Genomic DNA, 18,231 nt, shown 5'->3' with positions numbered 1-18,231 from the left:
AGATCAGACCGAGGCTTTCTCGGCCAGCACCATGTAGTTGACGTCCATGTCCCTCGACTTTTGCCAGCGGTCGGCCAGCGGATGATAGATGACGCCGGTGCGGTCGATCACCGTGAGGCCCGCGACGCCCAGCGCCTTTTCCAGTTCGTCCGGCCGCACCAGCTTGCCGAATTGATGCGTGCCGCGCGGCAGCCAGCGCAGAACATATTCGGCGCCGATAATGGCGAGGCCGAGCGCTTTCAGCGTGCGGTTGATGGTGGCGACGAACATGATGCCGCCGGGGCGCACCATCTGGCCGCATTTGGCGACGAACAGGTCGACATCGGCGACATGCTCGACCACTTCCATGTTGAGGATGACGTCGAAGGTCTCGCCGGCGTCGGCCAGTGCCTCGGCCGTTGTGGCGCGATAGTCGACGCTGACGCCGGCCTCCGCCGCGTGCAGCTTGGCCACCTCGATATTGGTTGCGGAAGCGTCGGCGCCGACGACATCGGCGCCAAGCCTGGCCATCGGTTCGCACAGCAAGCCGCCGCCGCAACCGATATCCAGGAAGCGCAGGCCCTCGAAAGGCCGGGCCGCGCGCGGATCGCGGCCGAAACGCGCTGCTACCTGGTCGCGAATATAGGCAAGCCGCACCGGGTTGAACTTGTGCAGCGGACGGAACTTGCCGTTCGGGTTCCACCACTCGGCGGCAAGGGCGGAGAAGCGCTCGACTTCTCCGGCATCGATGGTCGATCGGCGGGGTTCTGGCATAAGCGGGTCTCCTCGGACGTTAGGAAGTCGGGTCCTTGGCGCCAAAAGTCAAGGCAGGGTTTTTCGGCTGCTGCCACACGCGTTACCGGAAAACATCCCCCGCCGGCCGCCGCCTGATGTCAGCACATGGCAGCTTGATCCGGCTGCCCCGGAAACGCGATCGCCATGCCGGACGAATGGCAGGCATGATGACCAGGAAGGAGGCCCAATCATGCAATCCCATTCGTCGATCCTCTGGCGCCGTCTCGACCTTGAAGGCCACGATGCCTGCCTGCTTTGCGCGACCGAGAGCGGGTGGCGTCTCAAGGGTCATGCACTCTTTGCCCATGACGGCAAACCCTGCAGCCTTGCCTATGCGGTGGATTGCGATGCCGGGTGGAGCACGCGCTCGGCGCGAGTCGACGGCTTTGTCGGCGCGCAGGAGCTGCGTTACGAGATCGAGCGGCTCGCCGACGGCCGATGGGCGCTGAACGGCCTGGGCCAGGCCGAGGCTGCGGGTCTCGTCGATGTCGACCTCGGCTTCACGCCGGCGACGAACCTGCTGGCGATCCGCCGCTTCGCTCTCGCCGTCGGTGCCGCGACGCCTGCCCCGGCGGCTTATCTGGCTTTTCCGGAGTTGCGGCTTGAACGTCTGGACCAGACCTATAGTCGCCTCGACGATGGCCGCTACGCCTATGCCGCGCCGAAATTCGGATACGACCAGGTGCTGGACGTCTCGCCGTCAGGCTTCGTCGTCAACTATCCGGGTCTTTGGAAAGCCATTGTGCTGAATTGAGCCGCGCCGGGCGTCGAGCGTCGAGTTAAGGCATAGAGAGCGCAACCTCGGCATGGCTCATGGCGACGCTGGCCGGCTCGATTGCCTGCAGCGCGTCGCTGTCGCCGATCTCGGCCATGATGCGGCCGGCCGCCGCCTGGGCCTGCTCCAGGCTCTGCCAGCGCACCACGTCTACCCAGTTTCCATCCTCGCGCCGGCCGAGATGCCGGCTGAGGAAGCCCGGCTGCCGGGCGAGCCAGTCGGTCATGATCTTGTTGTTGGCGACAAAGCCGGCTTCGGTGCCGGCCTTGAGGCGGAAGGTGACGATTTCCAGGGTTTCGGTCATCAGAATCTCCAACGGGGCGTGTCGCCGGTCTTATGGCATGGACGGCGACAGGATTCCGTCAGGAGAGACGGTGCCGGGCCGCTTATGGCGGCGCTCGCTTGCGAAGCCTTGCTGTTTTGGCTAAGGAGGCCGCGCATTCCGGCGCCAGGCCTACCTTGGCGTTTCCTCTCGTTCCGGCCTTGAGCCGGCTTCAGTCAAAGGCATTTCGCTTCCATGGCGCGTATCGTGATGAAATTCGGCGGAACCTCGGTCGCCGACATCGCCCGCATCCGCAATGTGGCGCGCCATGTGAAACGCGAGGTCGATGCCGGTCACGATGTCGCCGTGGTGGTATCGGCCATGGCCGGCAAGACCAACGAGCTGGTCGCCTGGACGCGCGAAGCCTCGCCCATGCACGATGCGCGCGAATACGACGCCGTCGTCGCTTCAGGCGAGCAGGTCACGGCCGGTCTCCTGGCGATCACGCTGCAGAATATGGGCGTTCATGCACGATCCTGGCAGGGCTGGCAGATCCCCATCAAGACCGACAACGCGCATGGCGCGGCGCGCATCCTCGATATCGACGGCGCTTTCCTGATCAAGCGTTTCGGCGAGGGCCAGGTGGCGGTCATCGCCGGCTTCCAGGGCATCGGACCGGACAACCGCATCTCGACGCTCGGCCGCGGCGGCTCCGACACAAGCGCCGTGGCGATCGCCGCTGCGGTCAAGGCCGACCGCTGCGACATCTACACCGATGTCGACGGCGTCTACACGACCGATCCCCGCATCGAGCCGAAAGCCCGGCGTCTCGCCAAGATTTCCTTCGAGGAAATGCTCGAAATGGCCTCGCTCGGCGCCAAGGTGCTGCAGGTGCGCTCGGTCGAGCTTGCTATGGTACACAGGGTGCGTACCTTCGTGCGGTCGTCCTTCGACGATCCCGATGCGCCCGGAATGGGGGATTTGCTCAATCCGCCCGGAACGCTTATTTGCGACGAGGAAGAGATCGTGGAACAGCAGGTCGTCACCGGAATTGCCTACGCCAAGGACGAAGCGCAGATTTCGCTGCGCCGCGTCGGCGACCGCCCAGGCGTCGCCGCCGGCATCTTCGGTCCGTTGGCCGAGGCCAACATCAATGTCGACATGATCGTCCAGAACATCTCCGAGGACGGCAAGTTCACCGACATGACCTTCACCGTGCCGTCCGGCGACGTCGACAAGGCGCTTGCGGTGCTGGAGAAGCTGAAGCCGGAAGTCGGCTATGACGTCGTCCAGTCGGAAGCGGGCATGTCGAAGGTCTCGGTCATCGGCATCGGCATGAGGAGCCACGCCGGCGTCGCCGCCACCGCCTTCAAGGCGCTGGCCGACAAGGCGATCAACATCCGCGCCATCACCACGTCCGAGATCAAAATCTCGATACTGATCGACGGTCCCTATACGGAACTGGCGGTTCGCACTTTGCATTCCGTCTACGGTCTGGATAAGCAATAGCAAGAACTGAGTCAGTTGTTGCGTGAACGCCGGCCGCGGGAGAAACTGCGGCGGGCGGAATGCCCATTGGAGAACAAGCCGCGATGCGTGATACGGCCAGTGGCCCGCGCGTTCTGCTCAAACGGCTTCGCGAGCTCATGCAGGAGCCGCTGGAGCCGCAGGAGCGGCTCGACCGCATCGTGCGCGACATCGCCTCCAACATGGTCGCCGAAGTCTGCTCGCTTTACGTGCTGCGCGCGGACTCGGTGCTCGAGCTCTACGCCACCGAGGGTTTGAACCCGAACGCCGTCCACCTGGCGCAGCTCAGGCTCGGACAGGGCCTGGTCGGCACGATCGCCGCCAGCGCGCGGCCGCTGAACCTCTCCAACGCGCAGGAGCATCCGGCTTTCGCCTACCTGCCGGAGACGGGCGAAGAGATCTACAATTCCTTCCTCGGCGTGCCGGTGCTGAGGGCGGGGCGCACGCTGGGCGTGCTCGTGGTGCAGAACAAGACCATGCGCCACTACCGCGACGACGAGGTCGAGGCGCTGGAAACCACGGCGATGGTGATCGCGGAGATGATCGCCACCGGCGATCTCGCGCGCCTCACCCGGCCCGGACTGGAGCTCGACCTCAGCCGACCGGCAAGCTTCACCGGGCTTTCCTTCAACGAGGGTGTCGGGCTCGGCCATGTCGTGCTGCACGAGCCGCGCATCGTCGTCACCAACCTGTTCAACGAGGACAGCGAAGAGGAGGTGCGCCGACTGCAATCCTCGCTCGGCTCGCTCCGGCTCTCCATCGACGACATGCTGGAGCGGCGCGAGGTCGCCTTCGAGGGCGAGCACCGCGAGGTGTTGGAAGCCTATCGCATGTTCGCCAATGACAGCGGTTGGGTGCGGCGGCTGGAGGAGGCGATCCGTAACGGTCTGACGGCGGAAGCGGCGGTCGAGAAGGTGCAGAGCGACATGCGCGCGCGCATGCTGCACATGACCGACCCCTATCTGCGCGAGCGGATGAGCGATTTCGACGACCTCGCCAACCGGCTCCTGCGCCAGTTGATGGGGCGCGGCCCGGAGGATGTCGCGGCCTCGCTGCCCAAGGACGCCATCATCGTCGCCCGGTCGATGGGCGCGGCCGAGCTGCTCGACTATCCGCGCGACAAGCTGCGCGGCCTGGTGCTGGAGGACGGCGCCGCCACCAGCCATGTCGTCATCGTCGCAAGGGCCATGGGCATTCCCGTCGCCGGGCAGATGAAGGGCGCCGTTTCCATGGCGGAAAACGGCGACGCCATCATCGTCGACGGCGAGGAAGGCACCATCCATCTCAGGCCGCAATCCGACCTGGAAGCCGCCTACGCCGAAAAAGTCCGCTTCCGGGCGCGGCGGCAGGAAGTCTATCGCGAGCTGCGCAAGAAGCCGTCGCTGACCAAGGACGGCGTTCCGGTCGATCTCCTGATGAATGCGGGTCTCGCCGTCGACCTGCCGCAGCTGACCGAATCGGGCGCCGCCGGCATCGGGCTCTTCCGCACCGAATTGCAGTTCATGGTCGCCTCGACCTTCCCGCGCGCCGAGGCGCAGGAGCGGCTTTACCGCGACGTGCTCGACGCCGCGCGCGGCAAGCCCGTCACTTTCCGTACCATCGATATCGGTGGAGACAAGGTCCTGCCTTACTTCAAGGGCGCGGTCCAGGAAGAAAACCCGGCGCTCGGCTGGCGGGCGATCCGGCTGACGCTCGATCGTCCCGGCCTGCTCAGGACGCAGATTCGGGCGCTGTTGAAGGCCAGCGGCGGCCGCGAGCTGAAGCTGATGCTGCCGATGGTGACCGAGCTGTCGGAGATCGCTCAGGCGCGCGAGATCATCGACCGCGAGGTCCGTCATCTGTCGCGCTTTGCCCATCATCTGCCCACCAGCCTCAAGCTTGGCGCGATGCTGGAAGTGCCCTCGCTCCTGTTCCAGCTCGACGAATTGATGAAGGCGGTGGATTTCGTCTCGGTGGGCTCCAACGACCTCTTCCAGTTCGTCATGGCCGTCGATCGCGGCAACACCCAGCTCGCCGACCGCTTCGACACGCTTTCGGCGCCGTTCCTGCGGGTGCTGAAGACGATCACCGATGCCGGCGTGCGCAACAACACGCCGGTGACGCTCTGCGGCGAGCTTGCCGGCAAACCGATCTCGGCGATGGCGCTTATCGGCCTGGGCTTCCGCTCGATCTCGATGTCGCCCGCCTCGATCGGCCCGGTCAAGGCGATGCTGACCGAGCTGCCGCTGCAGGAGCTGAAAGACTTCTTCAAGGACAATCTGATGGCGCCGGCCCAAGGGACGCCGATGCGGGCGCTGCTGCAGGCCTTTGCCGACGACCGCTCTATACCGCTATAGCATCCATCATGATCAACCTGCCCCGCGACCGTATGGATCAAGTCGTCAAGCGTTTCGATATGCTCGAAGCGCAGATGGCGGCCGGGCCAGCCGCCGATCAATATGTCAAGATGGCGTCGGAATATGCCGACATCCAGGAGATGGTGGGCAAGATCCGGGCGTTGCGCTCCGCCGAGCAGGAACAGGCCGACCTCGAGGCGATGCTGGCCGACAAGGCGACGGATGCCGACATGCGGGCGCTGGCCGAGGCGGACCTGCCGGAAGTCGAGACCCGCATCGAGGCGCTGCAGAAGGACATCCAGATCCTGCTTCTGCCGAAGGACGCGGCCGACGAAAGGAACGCCATTCTCGAAATCCGCGCAGGCACCGGCGGCGACGAAGCGGCGCTGTTCGCCGGCGATCTGTTTCGCATGTATGAGCGCTATGCCGCCTCGCGCGGCTGGCGCTTCGAGGTGGTGTCGGCCAGCGATGGCGAGGTCGGCGGCTACAAGGAAATCATCGCCTCGGTATCGGGCAAGGGCGTGTTCGCGCATCTGAAGTTCGAATCCGGCGTGCACCGCGTCCAGCGCGTGCCGGAGACCGAAGCCGGTGGGCGCATCCACACCTCGGCGGCGACGGTGGCCGTGCTGCCCGAGGCAGAAGAGGTCGATATCGAAATCCGGGCGGAGGATATCCGCATCGATACGATGCGCGCCTCGGGCTCCGGCGGCCAGCACGTCAACACCACCGACTCGGCGGTGCGCATCACCCATTTGCCGACCGGCATCATGGTGGTGCAGGCGGAGAAGTCGCAGCACCAGAACCGGGCGCGCGCCATGCAGATCCTGCGCGCGCGGCTCTATGACCTGGAGCGCAGCCGGGCCGACGAAGAACGCTCGTCTTCGCGAAAATCGCAGGTCGGCTCGGGCGACCGGTCGGAACGCATCCGCACCTATAATTTCCCGCAAGGGCGCGTCACCGACCACCGCATCAACCTCACGCTCTATAAGCTCGACCGGGTGATGATGGGTGAACTCGACGAAGTGATCGACGCGCTGATTGCCGACCATCAGTCCAAGCTGCTAGCCGATATGAGCCTCGATGGCTGATCGACTGCCCGCCGCGCTCGGGCCTCTGCTCAGGGCGGCGCGCCAGCGTCTGGCCGCCGCCGGCATCGACGATCCGGCGCTCGATTCCCGGCTGATCGTGGAACATTTCTCCGGCACGACCCGCACCCAGGCGATCGCCGAGCCGGCGCACGAGGTGGCTCCGGCGGCGCTTTCAGCCGTTGAACTGGCCCTGAGGCGTCGGGTCGCAGGCGAGCCGGTGCACCGCATCCTCGGCTACCGCGAATTCTACGGTTTGCGCCTATCGCTCTCGCGGGAGACGCTGGAACCCCGGCCGGACACCGAGACGCTGGTCGACGCCGTCCTGCCCTTCGCCCGGGCAACGGCCGAAAGGCTTGGCGAATGCCGCATTCTCGATCTTGGCACGGGCACCGGCGCCATCGCGCTGGCCCTGCTTGGCGCCGTTCCGGCGGCGACCGCGACGGGCGTCGACATTTCGCCCGACGCATTGGCGACCGCAACCGCGAATGCCCGGAATCTGGGGCTCGGCAAGCGCTTCAAAGCCTTGAATTCCAATTGGTTCGAAAAAGTTTCGGGCCGATACCATGTAATTGCCTCGAACCCTCCCTATATACCGAGTCGAGAGATCGGAAATCTGCAGGACGAGGTCCGCGATTTCGACCCGCACCGGGCCCTGGACGGCGGCGCGGATGGTTTGGACCCCTATAGGGTCATCGCCGCCGAGGCGGCAGGATTTCTGGAAGCGCAAGGCAAGATAGCGGTCGAGATCGGCCACACGCAGAAAAACGAGGTCACCGAGATGTTTGCGGCAGCCGGCTATGGGCTGGCCGCAGCCTACCGGGACCTCGGCGGCAATGACAGAGTTCTGGTGTTCGAGCGGCGAAAGCCCTGATGCAGCGCGAAAAAACCGCTTGGCAATACAGGGGAATGCAGTTAGGGTCCGGCTCAACCGGATGAGACGAAGCAGGCAGTGCTCCCAGCGATTCGGTTTTCCTTGGAAATAGCTGCCTTCTTGCGCAAACGACGCCCAAGCTTCGTGCGGGAATCATCCGGCAAGTGATGTAACCGGAACAGGATGGCACGTGGCGCCAACGCAATTGATGCGGGCGAACGCCGGTGAAGAAACGAAACGGCTGGCTGCATGAGCGCCTCCGTTCGTGAAGAGTTTTTCGAAAATTCACTATGAAGAGAGTCTAATGAGGCCACAACAGCAGAACAGGCGCATGCGCGGTCGCAACAATAATGGCGGCGGTGGCAACAACAACAACCGCAAGGGGCCGAACCCCCTGACCCGCACTTATGAGAGCAACGGCCCGGACGTGAAGATCCGCGGATCGGCTCAACAGATCGCCGAAAAATACGCCGCACTCGCCCGTGACGCGCAAAGCTCCGGCGACAGGGTGATGGCGGAGAACTATCTCCAGCACGCCGAACACTACAATCGCATCATTGCCGCCGCACAGGCGCAGATGCCGATCCAGAACGTTCCGCAGAACCGCGAAGAGTTCGATGACGATCTCGATGAGGATCGCGACGAGTTCGACAATGCCGGCAACGGCGCCGGGGCGCCGGCGAATGGCTCCGGGCCGCAGCCGGTGATCGAAGGCACGCCAGCGGAACTCGCCTACAACCAGGAAAACGGACGCGACAACAACAATCGCCGCGACAGTGGTCAGCGTGATGGGGGGCAGCGCGACAACAACGGCCGCGACCGGCATCGCGACCGCCGCAATGGCGGCTACGGCCAGAACGGTCAACGTGGCGAAAACGGCCAGCGCGGCGAGCAGGGCAGCCAGCAGTTCGACCAGAACCGCCGCAGCGAGGCGCAGCCCGAGGCGGCCGACGAGGCCGGCTCCCAGGGCGAGCAGGCACCGCAGTTCGACAGTTTCTCGCCGGCCGCGCTCGCTGCCCAGGCGGAGCTCAACGAAGCCTCCACCGGCGGCAGTCGCCGGCCACGGCGCCCGCGGCGCCCGCGCGGCAATTATGCCGAGCAAGCCGGCAATGGCGAGCAGGGCGACCAGCCGGAGAGCTTGAGCCCGGAAGCTGCCGGCGCTGAAAATTCCGGCGAAGCGCGCGGCGCGGCGAGCAATGGCGACTACGCCAGCGCCAGGCCGGCCGAGCAAGCGGACCGGGCGATCGAGCCGGTAGCCGACGACCCGGCGCCCGTTGCCGGCGAAGCCCCTGGCGAGCCTGTCGCGGCCGACGCGAACAACTGATCCGGACGCCATCCAGGCATCCCAGACGGCGGAGAGCAATCTCCGCCGTTTTCGTTCGTGCGCAGCTGGAATATTCTGCTTTGATCGACATCAAGGCGTCTTGAGGGACCGTGCCCCATACACCATATCTCGGCTGAACAGGGCTCGGCTCTATGAGCGGGTCCGTCACCGCAATCTGATCCGGTGCCGCAAAGCGGGCCGGTGATGGAAGGAGACACATATGAATATCGAGAAATATTCCGAGCGCGTGCGCGGCTTCATCCAGTCCGCGCAGACCATGGCGCTCTCGCGCAATCACCAGCAATTCACCCCCGAACATATGCTGAAGGTCCTCGTCGACGATGATGAGGGCCTTGCCGCGTCCCTGATCGAGCGCGCCGGCGGCAGCGTCCGCGACGTCAAGCTCGGCGTCGAGGCCGCGCTCGAAGCCATGCCCAAGGTCGAAGGTGGCAATGGCCAACTCTATCTGGCCCAGCCTCTCGCCAAGGTGTTTTCCACCGCCGAGGACCTGGCCAAGAAGGCCGGCGACAGCTTCGTCACCGTCGAACGGCTGCTGCAGGCGCTTGTCATGGAGAAGTCGGCCAAGACCGCCGACATCCTGTCCAAGGCGGGCGTCACCGCGCAGGCGCTCAACCAGGCCATCAACGATATCCGCAAGGGCCGCACCGCCGACTCGGCCGGGGCCGAGCAAGGCTATGACGCGCTGAAGAAATACGCGCGCGACCTTACCGCCGACGCCCGGGCCGGCAAGCTCGATCCGGTCATCGGCCGTGACGACGAGATCCGCCGCACCATCCAGGTGCTGTCGCGGCGCACCAAGAACAATCCCGTGCTGATCGGCGAGCCCGGCGTCGGCAAAACGGCGATCGCCGAAGGCCTGGCGTTGCGCATCGTCAATGGCGACGTGCCGGAATCGCTGAAGGACAAGCAGTTGATGGCGCTCGACATGGGCGCGCTGATTGCCGGCGCCAAATATCGCGGCGAGTTCGAGGAGCGGCTGAAGGCGGTGCTCAACGAGGTCACCTCGGCCAACGGCAACATCATCCTGTTCATCGACGAGATGCACACGCTGGTCGGCGCCGGCAAGGCCGACGGCGCGATGGACGCGTCGAACCTGCTGAAGCCAGCGCTGGCGCGCGGCGAGTTGCACTGCGTCGGCGCGACCACGCTCGACGAATACCGCAAGCATGTCGAGAAAGACCCCGCGCTTGCCCGCCGTTTCCAGCCCGTCTTCGTCGACGAGCCGACGGTGGAGGACACGGTTTCGATCCTGCGCGGCCTGAAGGAGAAATACGAGCAGCACCACAAGGTGCGCATATCCGATTCCGCGCTGGTGTCGGCGGCGACGCTTTCCAATCGCTACATCGCCGACCGCTTCCTGCCGGACAAGGCGATCGACCTGGTCGATGAGGCGGCCTCCAGGCTGCGCATGCAGGTCGATTCCAAGCCCGAGGCGCTGGACGAGATCGACCGCCGCATCATGCAGCTCAAGATCGAGCGTGAGGCGCTGAAGGTCGAGAAGGACGAAGCCTCGAAGGACCGGCTTGCCCGGCTGGAGAAGGAGCTTGCCGATCTCGAGGAGGAATCGAGCGAGCTGACCACGAAATGGCAGGCCGAAAAGCAGAAGCTCGGCCTTGCCGCCGACCTGAAGAAGCAGCTCGACGAGTCGCGCAACGAGCTGGCGATCGCACAGCGCAAGGGCGAGTTCCAGCGCGCCGGCGAGCTCGCCTACGGCAAGATCCCGGAGCTGGAGAAAAAGCTCAAGGAAGCGGAAGCGCAGGACGGCAAGACCGGCATGGTGGAAGAAGTGGTCACGCCCGACCATGTCGCGCATGTCGTGTCGCGCTGGACCGGCATTCCGGTCGACAAGATGCTGGAAGGGCAGCGCGAGAAGCTCTTGCGCATGGAAGACGAGATCGGCAAGCGGGTCGTTGGCCAGGGCGAAGCCGTGCAGGCGGTGTCCAAGGCCGTGCGGCGCGCCCGCGCCGGACTGCAGGATCCGAACCGGCCGATCGGCTCGTTCATGTTCCTCGGTCCGACCGGCGTCGGCAAGACCGAGCTCACCAAGGCGCTGGCCAGCTTCCTGTTCGACGACGAGACCGCGCTGGTGCGCATCGACATGTCGGAGTTCATGGAGAAGCACTCCGTCGCCCGGCTGATCGGCGCGCCTCCCGGCTATGTCGGTTACGAGGAAGGCGGCGCGCTGACCGAAGCGGTGCGTCGTCGTCCCTATCAGGTCGTGCTGTTCGACGAGATCGAGAAGGCGCATCCGGATGTGTTCAACGTGCTCCTGCAGGTGCTCGACGACGGTCGGCTGACCGATGGCCAGGGCCGCACGGTCGACTTCCGCAACACGCTGATCATCATGACGTCGAATCTCGGCGCCGAATATCTGGTCAATCTCAGCGACGACCAGGATGTCGATGCCGTGCGCGACGAGGTGATGAGCGTGGTGAAGGCCTCGTTCCGGCCGGAGTTCCTCAACCGCGTCGACGAGGTGATCCTGTTCCACCGGCTGCGCCGTCAGGACATGGACCGCATCGTCGAGATCCAGCTCAAGCGGCTGGAGAACCTGCTTACCGATCGCAAGATCACGCTGTCGCTGGATCATGACGCGATCGAGTGGCTGGCCTCGAAGGGCTATGATCCGGCCTATGGCGCCAGGCCGCTGAAGCGGGTGATGCAGAAGGAGCTGCAGGACCCGCTGGCGGAAAAGATCCTGCTCGGCGAGATCCTGGACGGTTCGACGGTCAAGGTCACCGCGGGCTCCGACCGGTTGAACTTCCGCTCGAAGCCGACCGTGGTGGCGACGGAAGCCGCCGCCTGATCACCATCGAACGTTCAATGAACGCGAAGCGCGTCGCACCGGACTGGGGCGGCGCGCTTTGTTATTCCCGGTGATCGCGCATAATCGGCTGCCGATTCGAATGGCTGGAAGGACTCGATGACGCTCGACGACTACAACGGCTTCTGTGCGTCGCTGCCCGCCACGACGCATGTCGTTCAGTGGGGTGGCGCCCACGTCTGGAAGGTCGGCGGCAAGGTGTTCGCCATCGGCGGCCGAAACGAGGGCGGCGGGCTGTTCGTCACCTTCAAATGTTCCGAGATGGCTTATGACGTGCTGAAAGATCAGCCAGGCTGCCGGCCGGCGCCTTATCTCGCCTCGCGAGGCATGAAATGGATCCAACGTCAGACAAGCCAAAGCATGGATGATGCGGCACTCAGGGATTATCTGCGCGAGAGCCATCGCTTGGTGGTGCTGAAGCTGACGAAACTGGTGCGCGGGGAACTGGGGCTGCGCTGACATTCGTTCGGTATCATTGTGAAACGCCGGAAAACCGCCATCTTCATGCCCGGTTCATATTGGAACCTTAATTTGGGTGACTGGTTTGCTGGCGAAGATTCGCCCGCCAAGAGCCTCGTGACCGGAGAGTTGGACCCCCATGCTGCGCTTGATCTTCTCCCTTTCGGCACTCGCGGCCGGGCTGGTGTCTTCCAGTGCGTTCGCCACGCCGAGCGCGGATGGTGCGGTGCAGGCGACGAGGCCCGCCCAGCGTGGCGCGCTGGTGCTGGCGCAGGAAGGCAATATCGACATCTATTACGACGCCAGGGGCAACCGCGTGCTGGTCGATGCCGACACCGGCAAGGTGATCGCCATCCAGCCGCCTGGGAGCAGGCTCGACCGCCGCGCGCTGCGCCGGCAGATGCGCATGCAGGAACTCGGCCGCGCGCCGGCCGAGGACGACGACCGCTATTATCTCGACAATCCCGAGGACATGGCCCGCTTCCGCCGCCGGCAACTGGAGGAGAACGGCCGCGTCATCCCGCCGCCGGTCGATGAATACGATGCCAACGGCGACAATTCCGTCGATGCCTATCCGCCCGCGCCCAACAATGACGAAGGCTACGCCACCACCTATCCGGAGGCGCCGAAGTCCAACACCATCAAGCGCCAGCCGCTGAATGAGGCGTCGATCGATCCGGAGCAGCCGGGCCAGGGCGAGGTGCTGCAGACCAACCCTGACGCCCAGCCATCGCTGCCGCCCAATACAGGCGGCAAGGCGACGGTCGATCCGTCGCTGTCGCTCGGGGTGCGCCAGGACGTCGCCGCGCTGCAGGTGCTGCTCGATCGTGGCGGCGCTTCGCCGGGCGTGATCGACGGGCGCTTCGGCTCCAATGTCGACAAGGCGCTGGCCGCCTACAACGAAATAAACGGCACCAATCTGAAATCCACCGACGCTGTCGGCATCCAGGCGGCGCTTGCCCAGTCGGGCGGCGATCCCTTTGCCAACTATACGATCACGCCGGAAGACGTGGCCGGCCCGTACGTCGCCTCGATCCCCGAGGACTACAGCCAGAAGGCCAAGCTCAACTGCATGTGCTACACCTCGGTTACCGAGGCGCTGGCCGAGCGCTTCCACATGGACGAGACCTATCTTAAGTCGATCAACAAGGGCGTTGACTTCAATCGCCCCGGCACGACGATCAAGGTCGCCAATTTCGGCAAGCTGGTCTCGACGCCGGTAACGCGTATCGTCGCCGACAAGACCAAGAAGGAAGTCTATGCGTATGATGGCAGCGGCAAGCTGGTCGCGGCCTATCCGGCGACCATCGGTTCGGCCGACACGCCGTCGCCGACCGGCATCCATGCCGTTTCGCGCATCGCGCTCGACCCGAACTACACCTACAACCCGAACATCAATTTCAAGCAGGGCCAGAACGACAAGATCCTCACCGTCCCGCCGGGACCGAACGGTCCGGTCGGCTCGGTCTGGATCGCGCTCGACAAGCCGACCTACGGCATCCACGGCACGCCCGACCCCTCCAAGATCGGCAAGACCGAGAGCCATGGCTGCGTGCGCCTGACCAACTGGGATGCACGAGAGCTCGCCAAGCTTGTGTCGCCGGGCGTCACGGTGGAGTTCGTCGGCGGAGCAACAATCGCTGAGGTCGGCGGGACTTCAACCGATGAGTTTACGCAGCAGTAAGCTGCGCGGCGCGGCAGCGTAGATAAGCTGCACCAGAAGACGATGCTGAGCAGCGGCGTGATCAGGCAAAGCGCCGCGCCGACCGCCCACAGAATCTGCGCCTTGACGATGCGATTGTAGACGGTGCGCCGTGTACCGCCGTCGACATCCTCGGCCGACCATGCCGTTTCTGTCGGCATACCACCAGCTCGCAAACAGCGTGGCGCCAAGCATCAGCAGGTTCAGCCAGTAGACCAGCACCGCGATCCTGAATTCCAGGAAATCGGCCAGTAGGTCGGTCGAGAACGGCAGCAGCGCGATGAAGGCAAGAAAACACAGGTTGAGCGTCGCCAGCCTGCGGTCCGATCTTGCGATCAGGCCATGCTGCGCCTGCTGGCCAAACCAGAAGATGGTGAGCGTCAGGAAACTCAGCGCATAGGTCAGGAACCGTGGCGCCAGCGCGAGGATCGCGGCACCAGCTCGCCTTCCGAGTGCACCGCCTCATGCGACGGCACCCTGATCTCCAACACGATCAAGGTCAGCGCTATGGCGAAGACGCCGTCGGTTATGCCGACGATCCTTCCGCCGACGGTTCGAGCGGCCGCTTCATGGCTTCCCCCTCTCACGCATGATGGTGGAACCTAGCACGCCACCGGCGGTTTGCATCAGGATTGAGCCCGCCTCGCCATCCGGTGCTGAATCAAAGAGACTGGGCATGATGTCGTCCGAAAACCGCTTCACACTTTTCGGCAACGTGCTCTGTCGTCTGGTTTCAAGAACAGCGATGCCCTGGCTTGTTGTTGCGCCCACATGAGGGGTTTAAGCAGGTATCTCATGTCATCCGCGAACGAAACCATTGCCGATTCGCATTCGCCCGCGCGGGCGAACGGCACGTTCTGTCCTCAGACGCGGCGGAAATTCGTTCTGGTGGCGGCGATCCTCGCCTCGGCGCTCGGCTTCATCGACGGGTCGATCCTGGCAATCGCGATGCCCGCATTGCGTGTGGATCTCGGTGCCAGCCTGGCCGAAGCGCAGTGGATTTCCAACGCCTATGCGCTGACGCTGTCGGCGCTCATCCTGGCGGGCGGCGCCGCCGGCGACCGGTTTGGATTGCGGCGCGCCTTCGTGACCGGCATCGCGCTGTTCATCGCGGCTTCACTAGCCTGCGCGGTGGCACCCAACCCGGCCATATTGATTGCCTTCCGCGCCATCCAGGGCATCGGCGCGGCGATCATGGTGCCGGGCAGCCTCGCCATCATCGCCAAGGCCTATCCGAAGAAGGAGCGCGGCCGGGCGATCGGCATCTGGGCCGCCGCGTCGGCGCTGACCACCGCGCTCGGTCCCGTTCTGGGCGGCTTCGTCTTGACGACCTTCGGCAATGGTGTCTGGCGCGCGATCTTCGCCATCAACCTGCCGCTTGGACTGATCTCGATCTATCTGCTTCTGGCCAAGGTGCCGGCCGACCAGCCGACTGAAAAGCGCAGCCTCGATCTCGGGGGCGCGGCGCTGGCGACGCTGGCGTTCGGATCGTTGGCCTATGGATTGACGGCGATGAACGCCGAGGGCGGCGGGATGATGGCCGGGCCGGCGATCATCGCCGGCGTCGTCCTGCTTTTCGTCTTCATCCTCTACGAGCGCTGGCAGCGCGAGCCGATGATCGATCTCGGCCTGTTTCGCATCAGCGCCTTCGCCGGCGCCAATCTGGCGACCTTCTTCCTCTATTTCGCGCTGTCGGCGAACCTTTTCTACCTGCCGATGGTCCTGATCGCGGGCTGGGGGTTGAGCTCGGCCGAGGTCGGATTCATCTTCCTGCCGTTGTCGGCATCGATCGCGTTGCTGTCAGGGCCGGTCGGCCAGTGGTCCGACAAGATCGGCCCGCGTCTGCCGATCGCCGCCGGCAGCTTCATCGTCGCCATCGCCTTTGCCGGGCTCGCCTTGCTCTCTCATGCCGGCATCCATCGTTTCTGGACCGGGGCCTTTCCGCTGATGGCCTTGATGGGGCTTGGCATGGCGCTTGTGGTGTCGCCGCTGTCGACGGCGGTCATGACCTCGGTCGAAGACAAAGACACGGGGGCTGCGTCAGGCATCAACAATGCCGTCTCGCGCGTCGGCGGGTTGATCGCGGTGGCGGCGATGGGCTCGCTGGCGGCTTTCGTCTATGCACGACTGACCGGCAACCCTGTCGGTATTCCCGGTTTCGGCGAGCCGCCCGCAGCCGGCCTGGCGGCCAATCTCGATGCATTGCGGATTACGGCAAGCGATTCGGCTTTTGCCGCGGTCGCCGCTGTCACGACATTGCTTTGCGTGTTGTCGTCGATCGTCGCCTGGCTCACCGTGCCCGGGCAGGCGTCACCCTGGCCGCGGCAAGGCGACCATTCAGGCGAATAGTTCAACAATTTTCGCGGCTAATTTACGCGACTAATTGGGAAGCTGCGAATCCGTCTTGGCGCTGGCAACCTTCAGCGCGTTGCCGTCTTCCTGCTTCAGAAGATCGTCGATGCGCTCGCGCTCGCGCTTGAAAGCGACGAGATCGTCGCCCTTCAGCACCTTGCCCACCGGCAGACGCACGCGCATCGGGTCGACCTTGGTGCCGTTGACGATCAGCTCGTAGTGAAGATGCGGACCGGTGGCGAGACCGGTCTGGCCGAGATAGCCGATCACCTGGCCCTGGCGCACGCGCATCCCGGGTTCGATGCCCTTGGCGAAAGCGCTCTGGTGATTGTAGGAGGTCTCGTAGCCATTGGCGTGGCGGATGATGATCTGCTTGCCGTAGCCGCCGGCCCAGCCGACCTTCTCGACGACGCCGTTGCCCGCGGCGATGATCGGCGTGCCGATGGGCGCCGCCCAGTCGACACCGGTATGCATGCGCACATAGCCCAGAATCGGATGCCGCCGCGCGCCGAAGCCGGAGCGGAACTTGCCGGCGGGCAGCGGATTGCGCAGCAGGAACTGCTGGGCGCTCGAACCGTTTTCGTCGAAATAGTCGGTGCTTCCGTCCTGCATCTGGAAGCGGTAGAAATTCTTCGTCTGGCCGCCGAAGGTTGCCGATACATAGAGCAGGTCGGAATTGTCGGAGGTCTGGTCGTCGCCGTCGGGCTGCGAGAACAGGACCTCGAGGCGGTCGGCCGGCGAAATGCGCGACTGGAAATCGACGTCGGAGGCCAGAAGCTTGATCAGCTTCTGCGTCATCGCTTTCGACATGCCGTAGGAATAGGCGGCGCGATAGATGCCGTCATAGATATTGGGAAGATTGCCGCGCACCACGACGGGCTGCGAATCATCGAACGCCGTCAGGAGTTCGGGATTGGCCTCCGGCTCCTGCGCCGGCACATACTGGCCGCGGTCGTCAAGCGCGATGGTGACGATGTGGGTCGTCTTGTCATAGACGCTGGTGCGCACGACCTTGGCGATGTCGCCGCGCACTTCAAGACCGACGCGCAGCACCGTTCCGGCCTTCAGCGCCGGGGCGTTCAACAGCTTGCCGATCGCCTCCGCCATGCCGGTCGCGTCATCGCCGGTGTAGCCCGAATCGGCAAAGGCTTCGGCGATATCGGTATCCTTGGTGAAGGGAATGATTTCCTCGGCGAAGGCCGGCGCCTGATCGTCCGGCGTGGCCCGCGGCGCCACCGAAACATTCTCCTGCGTGATCTTCACGTCATAGGAGCCGGCCATCGATTCGGCGAAGGCGTCGCCGAATCGCTGCGGATCGACATAATGCAGCGCTGCCACCTGGACGGCGCCGTCGCTCAGGCCGTTGCTGGCGTCGCGCACCACCTTTTCCACCTCGTCGGCGGAAAGGTCGCTCTTTTCGTCGAAGGAAGCCGTCTCGATCGGAAAATCGACCGTCTTCAGGCTCATCTCGCTTTCGACCTTGGCACCGTAAATCTGCCCGGCGGCCGCGGCGGCCGTTGCCGGTTGCGCATTGTCGTCGCCGTCGTCGCCGAACACCTGCATCGGGTCGAATGGCGGGTAGGGGCGGTTGGTGGTGTGGCCGGCGGCCAAGGCCATCTTGATCTGCACGAAAGGCATGGTGTGGATAACGTCACGGTCGCCGACCTTGGTGACCATCGACACTTCCATGCGACGCCGGTCCTTTGCCCGGGCGATCTGGCGGGGCGCTACCAGTCTTGTGGTCTTTGCCTGCTCGCCCGAATCATCGCCGCCGCCGGCAAGGCTGATGAGCTCGGCGATTTCGGGCGGGGTCGCCAGTTGCTGGCGGCCATCAAGGGCGGCAAACAGGGCCACGCCCATCAAAACACTCGATGTAACGCCGGTAAGGAACGTGCCCGACAACCAGCGCGCCGAAA

The 18,231-nt window shown here is 64.6% G+C and carries 15 protein-coding genes and 1 pseudogene (1 of these 16 running past the window's edge); 10 read left to right on the top strand and 6 right to left on the bottom strand.

What is annotated here, in order from left to right:
* Positions 1–3: 3 nt before the first annotated feature.
* Complete coding sequence (gene ubiG, locus MJ8_RS28455) at positions 4–753, bottom strand: bifunctional 2-polyprenyl-6-hydroxyphenol methylase/3-demethylubiquinol 3-O-methyltransferase UbiG (RefSeq protein WP_201411903.1); 750 nt, start codon at positions 751–753, stop codon at positions 4–6.
* A gap of 211 nt (positions 754–964) precedes the next feature.
* On the opposite strand from ubiG, the gene MJ8_RS28450 reads away from it, so the two are divergent.
* On the top strand, positions 965–1,528 hold the full coding sequence (locus tag MJ8_RS28450) for a putative glycolipid-binding domain-containing protein (protein ID WP_201411902.1): 564 nt from the start codon (positions 965–967) through the stop codon (positions 1,526–1,528).
* A 25-nt stretch (positions 1,529–1,553) separates the two neighbouring features.
* On the opposite strand, the gene MJ8_RS28445 is transcribed toward MJ8_RS28450, so the two are convergent.
* Positions 1,554–1,853 (bottom strand): antibiotic biosynthesis monooxygenase family protein, encoded by a 300-nt coding sequence (locus tag MJ8_RS28445; protein WP_201411901.1) that lies wholly within the window; start codon positions 1,851–1,853, stop codon positions 1,554–1,556.
* Positions 1,854–2,066: 213 nt separating this feature from the next.
* On the opposite strand from MJ8_RS28445, the gene MJ8_RS28440 reads away from it, so the two are divergent.
* The 8 genes from MJ8_RS28440 to MJ8_RS28405 all read left to right on the top strand — a co-directional run bounded on the left by MJ8_RS28440 (position 2,067) and on the right by MJ8_RS28405 (position 13,945).
* The gene (locus MJ8_RS28440; RefSeq protein WP_040998461.1) at positions 2,067–3,320 is read left to right on the top strand and encodes an aspartate kinase; all 1,254 of its coding nucleotides are present in this window, start codon (positions 2,067–2,069) and stop codon (positions 3,318–3,320) included.
* 83 nt (positions 3,321–3,403) lie between these two features.
* Entirely contained in the window at positions 3,404–5,674 is a 2,271-nt protein-coding gene (gene ptsP / locus MJ8_RS28435) for a phosphoenolpyruvate--protein phosphotransferase (protein ID WP_201411900.1), read from the top strand.
* Positions 5,675–5,682: 8 nt separating this feature from the next.
* Entirely contained in the window at positions 5,683–6,762 is a 1,080-nt protein-coding gene (prfA, locus tag MJ8_RS28430; RefSeq protein WP_201411899.1) for a peptide chain release factor 1, read from the top strand.
* Positions 6,755–7,633, top strand: coding sequence for a peptide chain release factor N(5)-glutamine methyltransferase (gene prmC, locus MJ8_RS28425; RefSeq protein ID WP_201411898.1), 879 nt, complete (start codon positions 6,755–6,757; stop codon positions 7,631–7,633). The genes prfA and prmC overlap by 8 nt, the downstream gene beginning before the upstream one ends.
* Positions 7,634–7,937: 304 nt before the next feature.
* Positions 7,938–8,957 carry a DUF4167 domain-containing protein gene (locus MJ8_RS28420; protein WP_412177078.1) on the top strand — a complete coding sequence of 340 codons (1,020 nt, stop codon included), beginning with the start codon at positions 7,938–7,940 and terminating at the stop codon, positions 8,955–8,957.
* A gap of 220 nt (positions 8,958–9,177) precedes the next feature.
* Positions 9,178–11,784 (top strand): ATP-dependent chaperone ClpB, encoded by a 2,607-nt coding sequence (gene clpB / locus MJ8_RS28415; protein ID WP_201411896.1) that lies wholly within the window; start codon positions 9,178–9,180, stop codon positions 11,782–11,784.
* 117 nt (positions 11,785–11,901) lie between these two features.
* Positions 11,902–12,261: an MmcQ/YjbR family DNA-binding protein gene (locus tag MJ8_RS28410; RefSeq protein ID WP_201411895.1), complete on the top strand. Its 360-nt coding sequence runs from the start codon at positions 11,902–11,904 to the stop codon at positions 12,259–12,261.
* Between the two features lie 139 nt (positions 12,262–12,400).
* Positions 12,401–13,945, top strand: coding sequence for a L,D-transpeptidase family protein (locus tag MJ8_RS28405; RefSeq protein WP_201411894.1), 1,545 nt, complete (start codon positions 12,401–12,403; stop codon positions 13,943–13,945).
* Here the strand turns inward: MJ8_RS28405 and MJ8_RS32490 are convergent.
* The 3 genes and pseudogenes from MJ8_RS32490 to MJ8_RS32605 all read right to left on the bottom strand — a co-directional run bounded on the left by MJ8_RS32490 (position 13,919) and on the right by MJ8_RS32605 (position 14,550).
* Positions 13,919–14,185: a hypothetical protein gene (locus MJ8_RS32490; protein WP_225248349.1), complete on the bottom strand. Its 267-nt coding sequence runs from the start codon at positions 14,183–14,185 to the stop codon at positions 13,919–13,921. The two genes, MJ8_RS28405 and MJ8_RS32490, sit on opposite strands and share 27 nt — an antisense overlap.
* Positions 14,186–14,290: 105 nt before the next feature.
* Positions 14,291–14,347 (bottom strand): annotated as a pseudogene (locus MJ8_RS32610) (hypothetical protein); the annotation flags it as partial.
* A gap of 17 nt (positions 14,348–14,364) precedes the next feature.
* Positions 14,365–14,550, bottom strand: coding sequence for a TMEM175 family protein (locus tag MJ8_RS32605; protein ID WP_263649381.1), 186 nt, complete (start codon positions 14,548–14,550; stop codon positions 14,365–14,367).
* Between the two features lie 208 nt (positions 14,551–14,758).
* On the opposite strand from MJ8_RS32605, the gene MJ8_RS28395 reads away from it, so the two are divergent.
* Positions 14,759–16,312 carry an MFS transporter gene (locus MJ8_RS28395; RefSeq protein ID WP_201411893.1) on the top strand — a complete coding sequence of 518 codons (1,554 nt, stop codon included), beginning with the start codon at positions 14,759–14,761 and terminating at the stop codon, positions 16,310–16,312.
* 30 nt (positions 16,313–16,342) lie between these two features.
* On the opposite strand, the gene MJ8_RS28390 is transcribed toward MJ8_RS28395, so the two are convergent.
* A protein-coding gene (locus tag MJ8_RS28390; RefSeq protein ID WP_201411892.1) for a M23 family metallopeptidase crosses the window boundary here: on the bottom strand, positions 16,343–18,231 show its 3' portion. The gene runs 91 nt beyond the window's last position; the window shows 1,889 of its 1,980 coding nt (coding positions 92–1,980); its start codon lies beyond the right edge, outside the window; it ends in the stop codon at positions 16,343–16,345.

This window comes from Mesorhizobium sp. J8, from assembly GCF_016591715.1.
Taxonomy (GTDB): domain Bacteria; phylum Pseudomonadota; class Alphaproteobacteria; order Rhizobiales; family Rhizobiaceae; genus Mesorhizobium.
Note: the sequence above shows the minus strand (reverse complement) of the source record. Positions and strands in the feature narration are given on the sequence as shown.

Coding starts and splice junctions, on each gene's coding strand:
- ubiG (WP_201411903.1), bottom strand. CDS start 753: ATGCCAGAACCCCGCCGATCGACCATCGATGCCGGAGAAGTCGAGCGC.
- MJ8_RS28420 (WP_412177078.1), top strand. CDS start 7,938: ATGAGGCCACAACAGCAGAACAGGCGCATGCGCGGTCGCAACAATAAT.
- MJ8_RS28450 (WP_201411902.1), top strand. CDS start 965: ATGCAATCCCATTCGTCGATCCTCTGGCGCCGTCTCGACCTTGAAGGC.
- prmC (WP_201411898.1), top strand. CDS start 6,755: ATGGCTGATCGACTGCCCGCCGCGCTCGGGCCTCTGCTCAGGGCGGCG.
- MJ8_RS28395 (WP_201411893.1), top strand. CDS start 14,759: ATGTCATCCGCGAACGAAACCATTGCCGATTCGCATTCGCCCGCGCGG.
- ptsP (WP_201411900.1), top strand. CDS start 3,404: ATGCGTGATACGGCCAGTGGCCCGCGCGTTCTGCTCAAACGGCTTCGC.
- MJ8_RS28405 (WP_201411894.1), top strand. CDS start 12,401: ATGCTGCGCTTGATCTTCTCCCTTTCGGCACTCGCGGCCGGGCTGGTG.
- prfA (WP_201411899.1), top strand. CDS start 5,683: ATGATCAACCTGCCCCGCGACCGTATGGATCAAGTCGTCAAGCGTTTC.
- MJ8_RS28440 (WP_040998461.1), top strand. CDS start 2,067: ATGGCGCGTATCGTGATGAAATTCGGCGGAACCTCGGTCGCCGACATC.
- MJ8_RS28445 (WP_201411901.1), bottom strand. CDS start 1,853: ATGACCGAAACCCTGGAAATCGTCACCTTCCGCCTCAAGGCCGGCACC.
- MJ8_RS28410 (WP_201411895.1), top strand. CDS start 11,902: ATGACGCTCGACGACTACAACGGCTTCTGTGCGTCGCTGCCCGCCACG.
- clpB (WP_201411896.1), top strand. CDS start 9,178: ATGAATATCGAGAAATATTCCGAGCGCGTGCGCGGCTTCATCCAGTCC.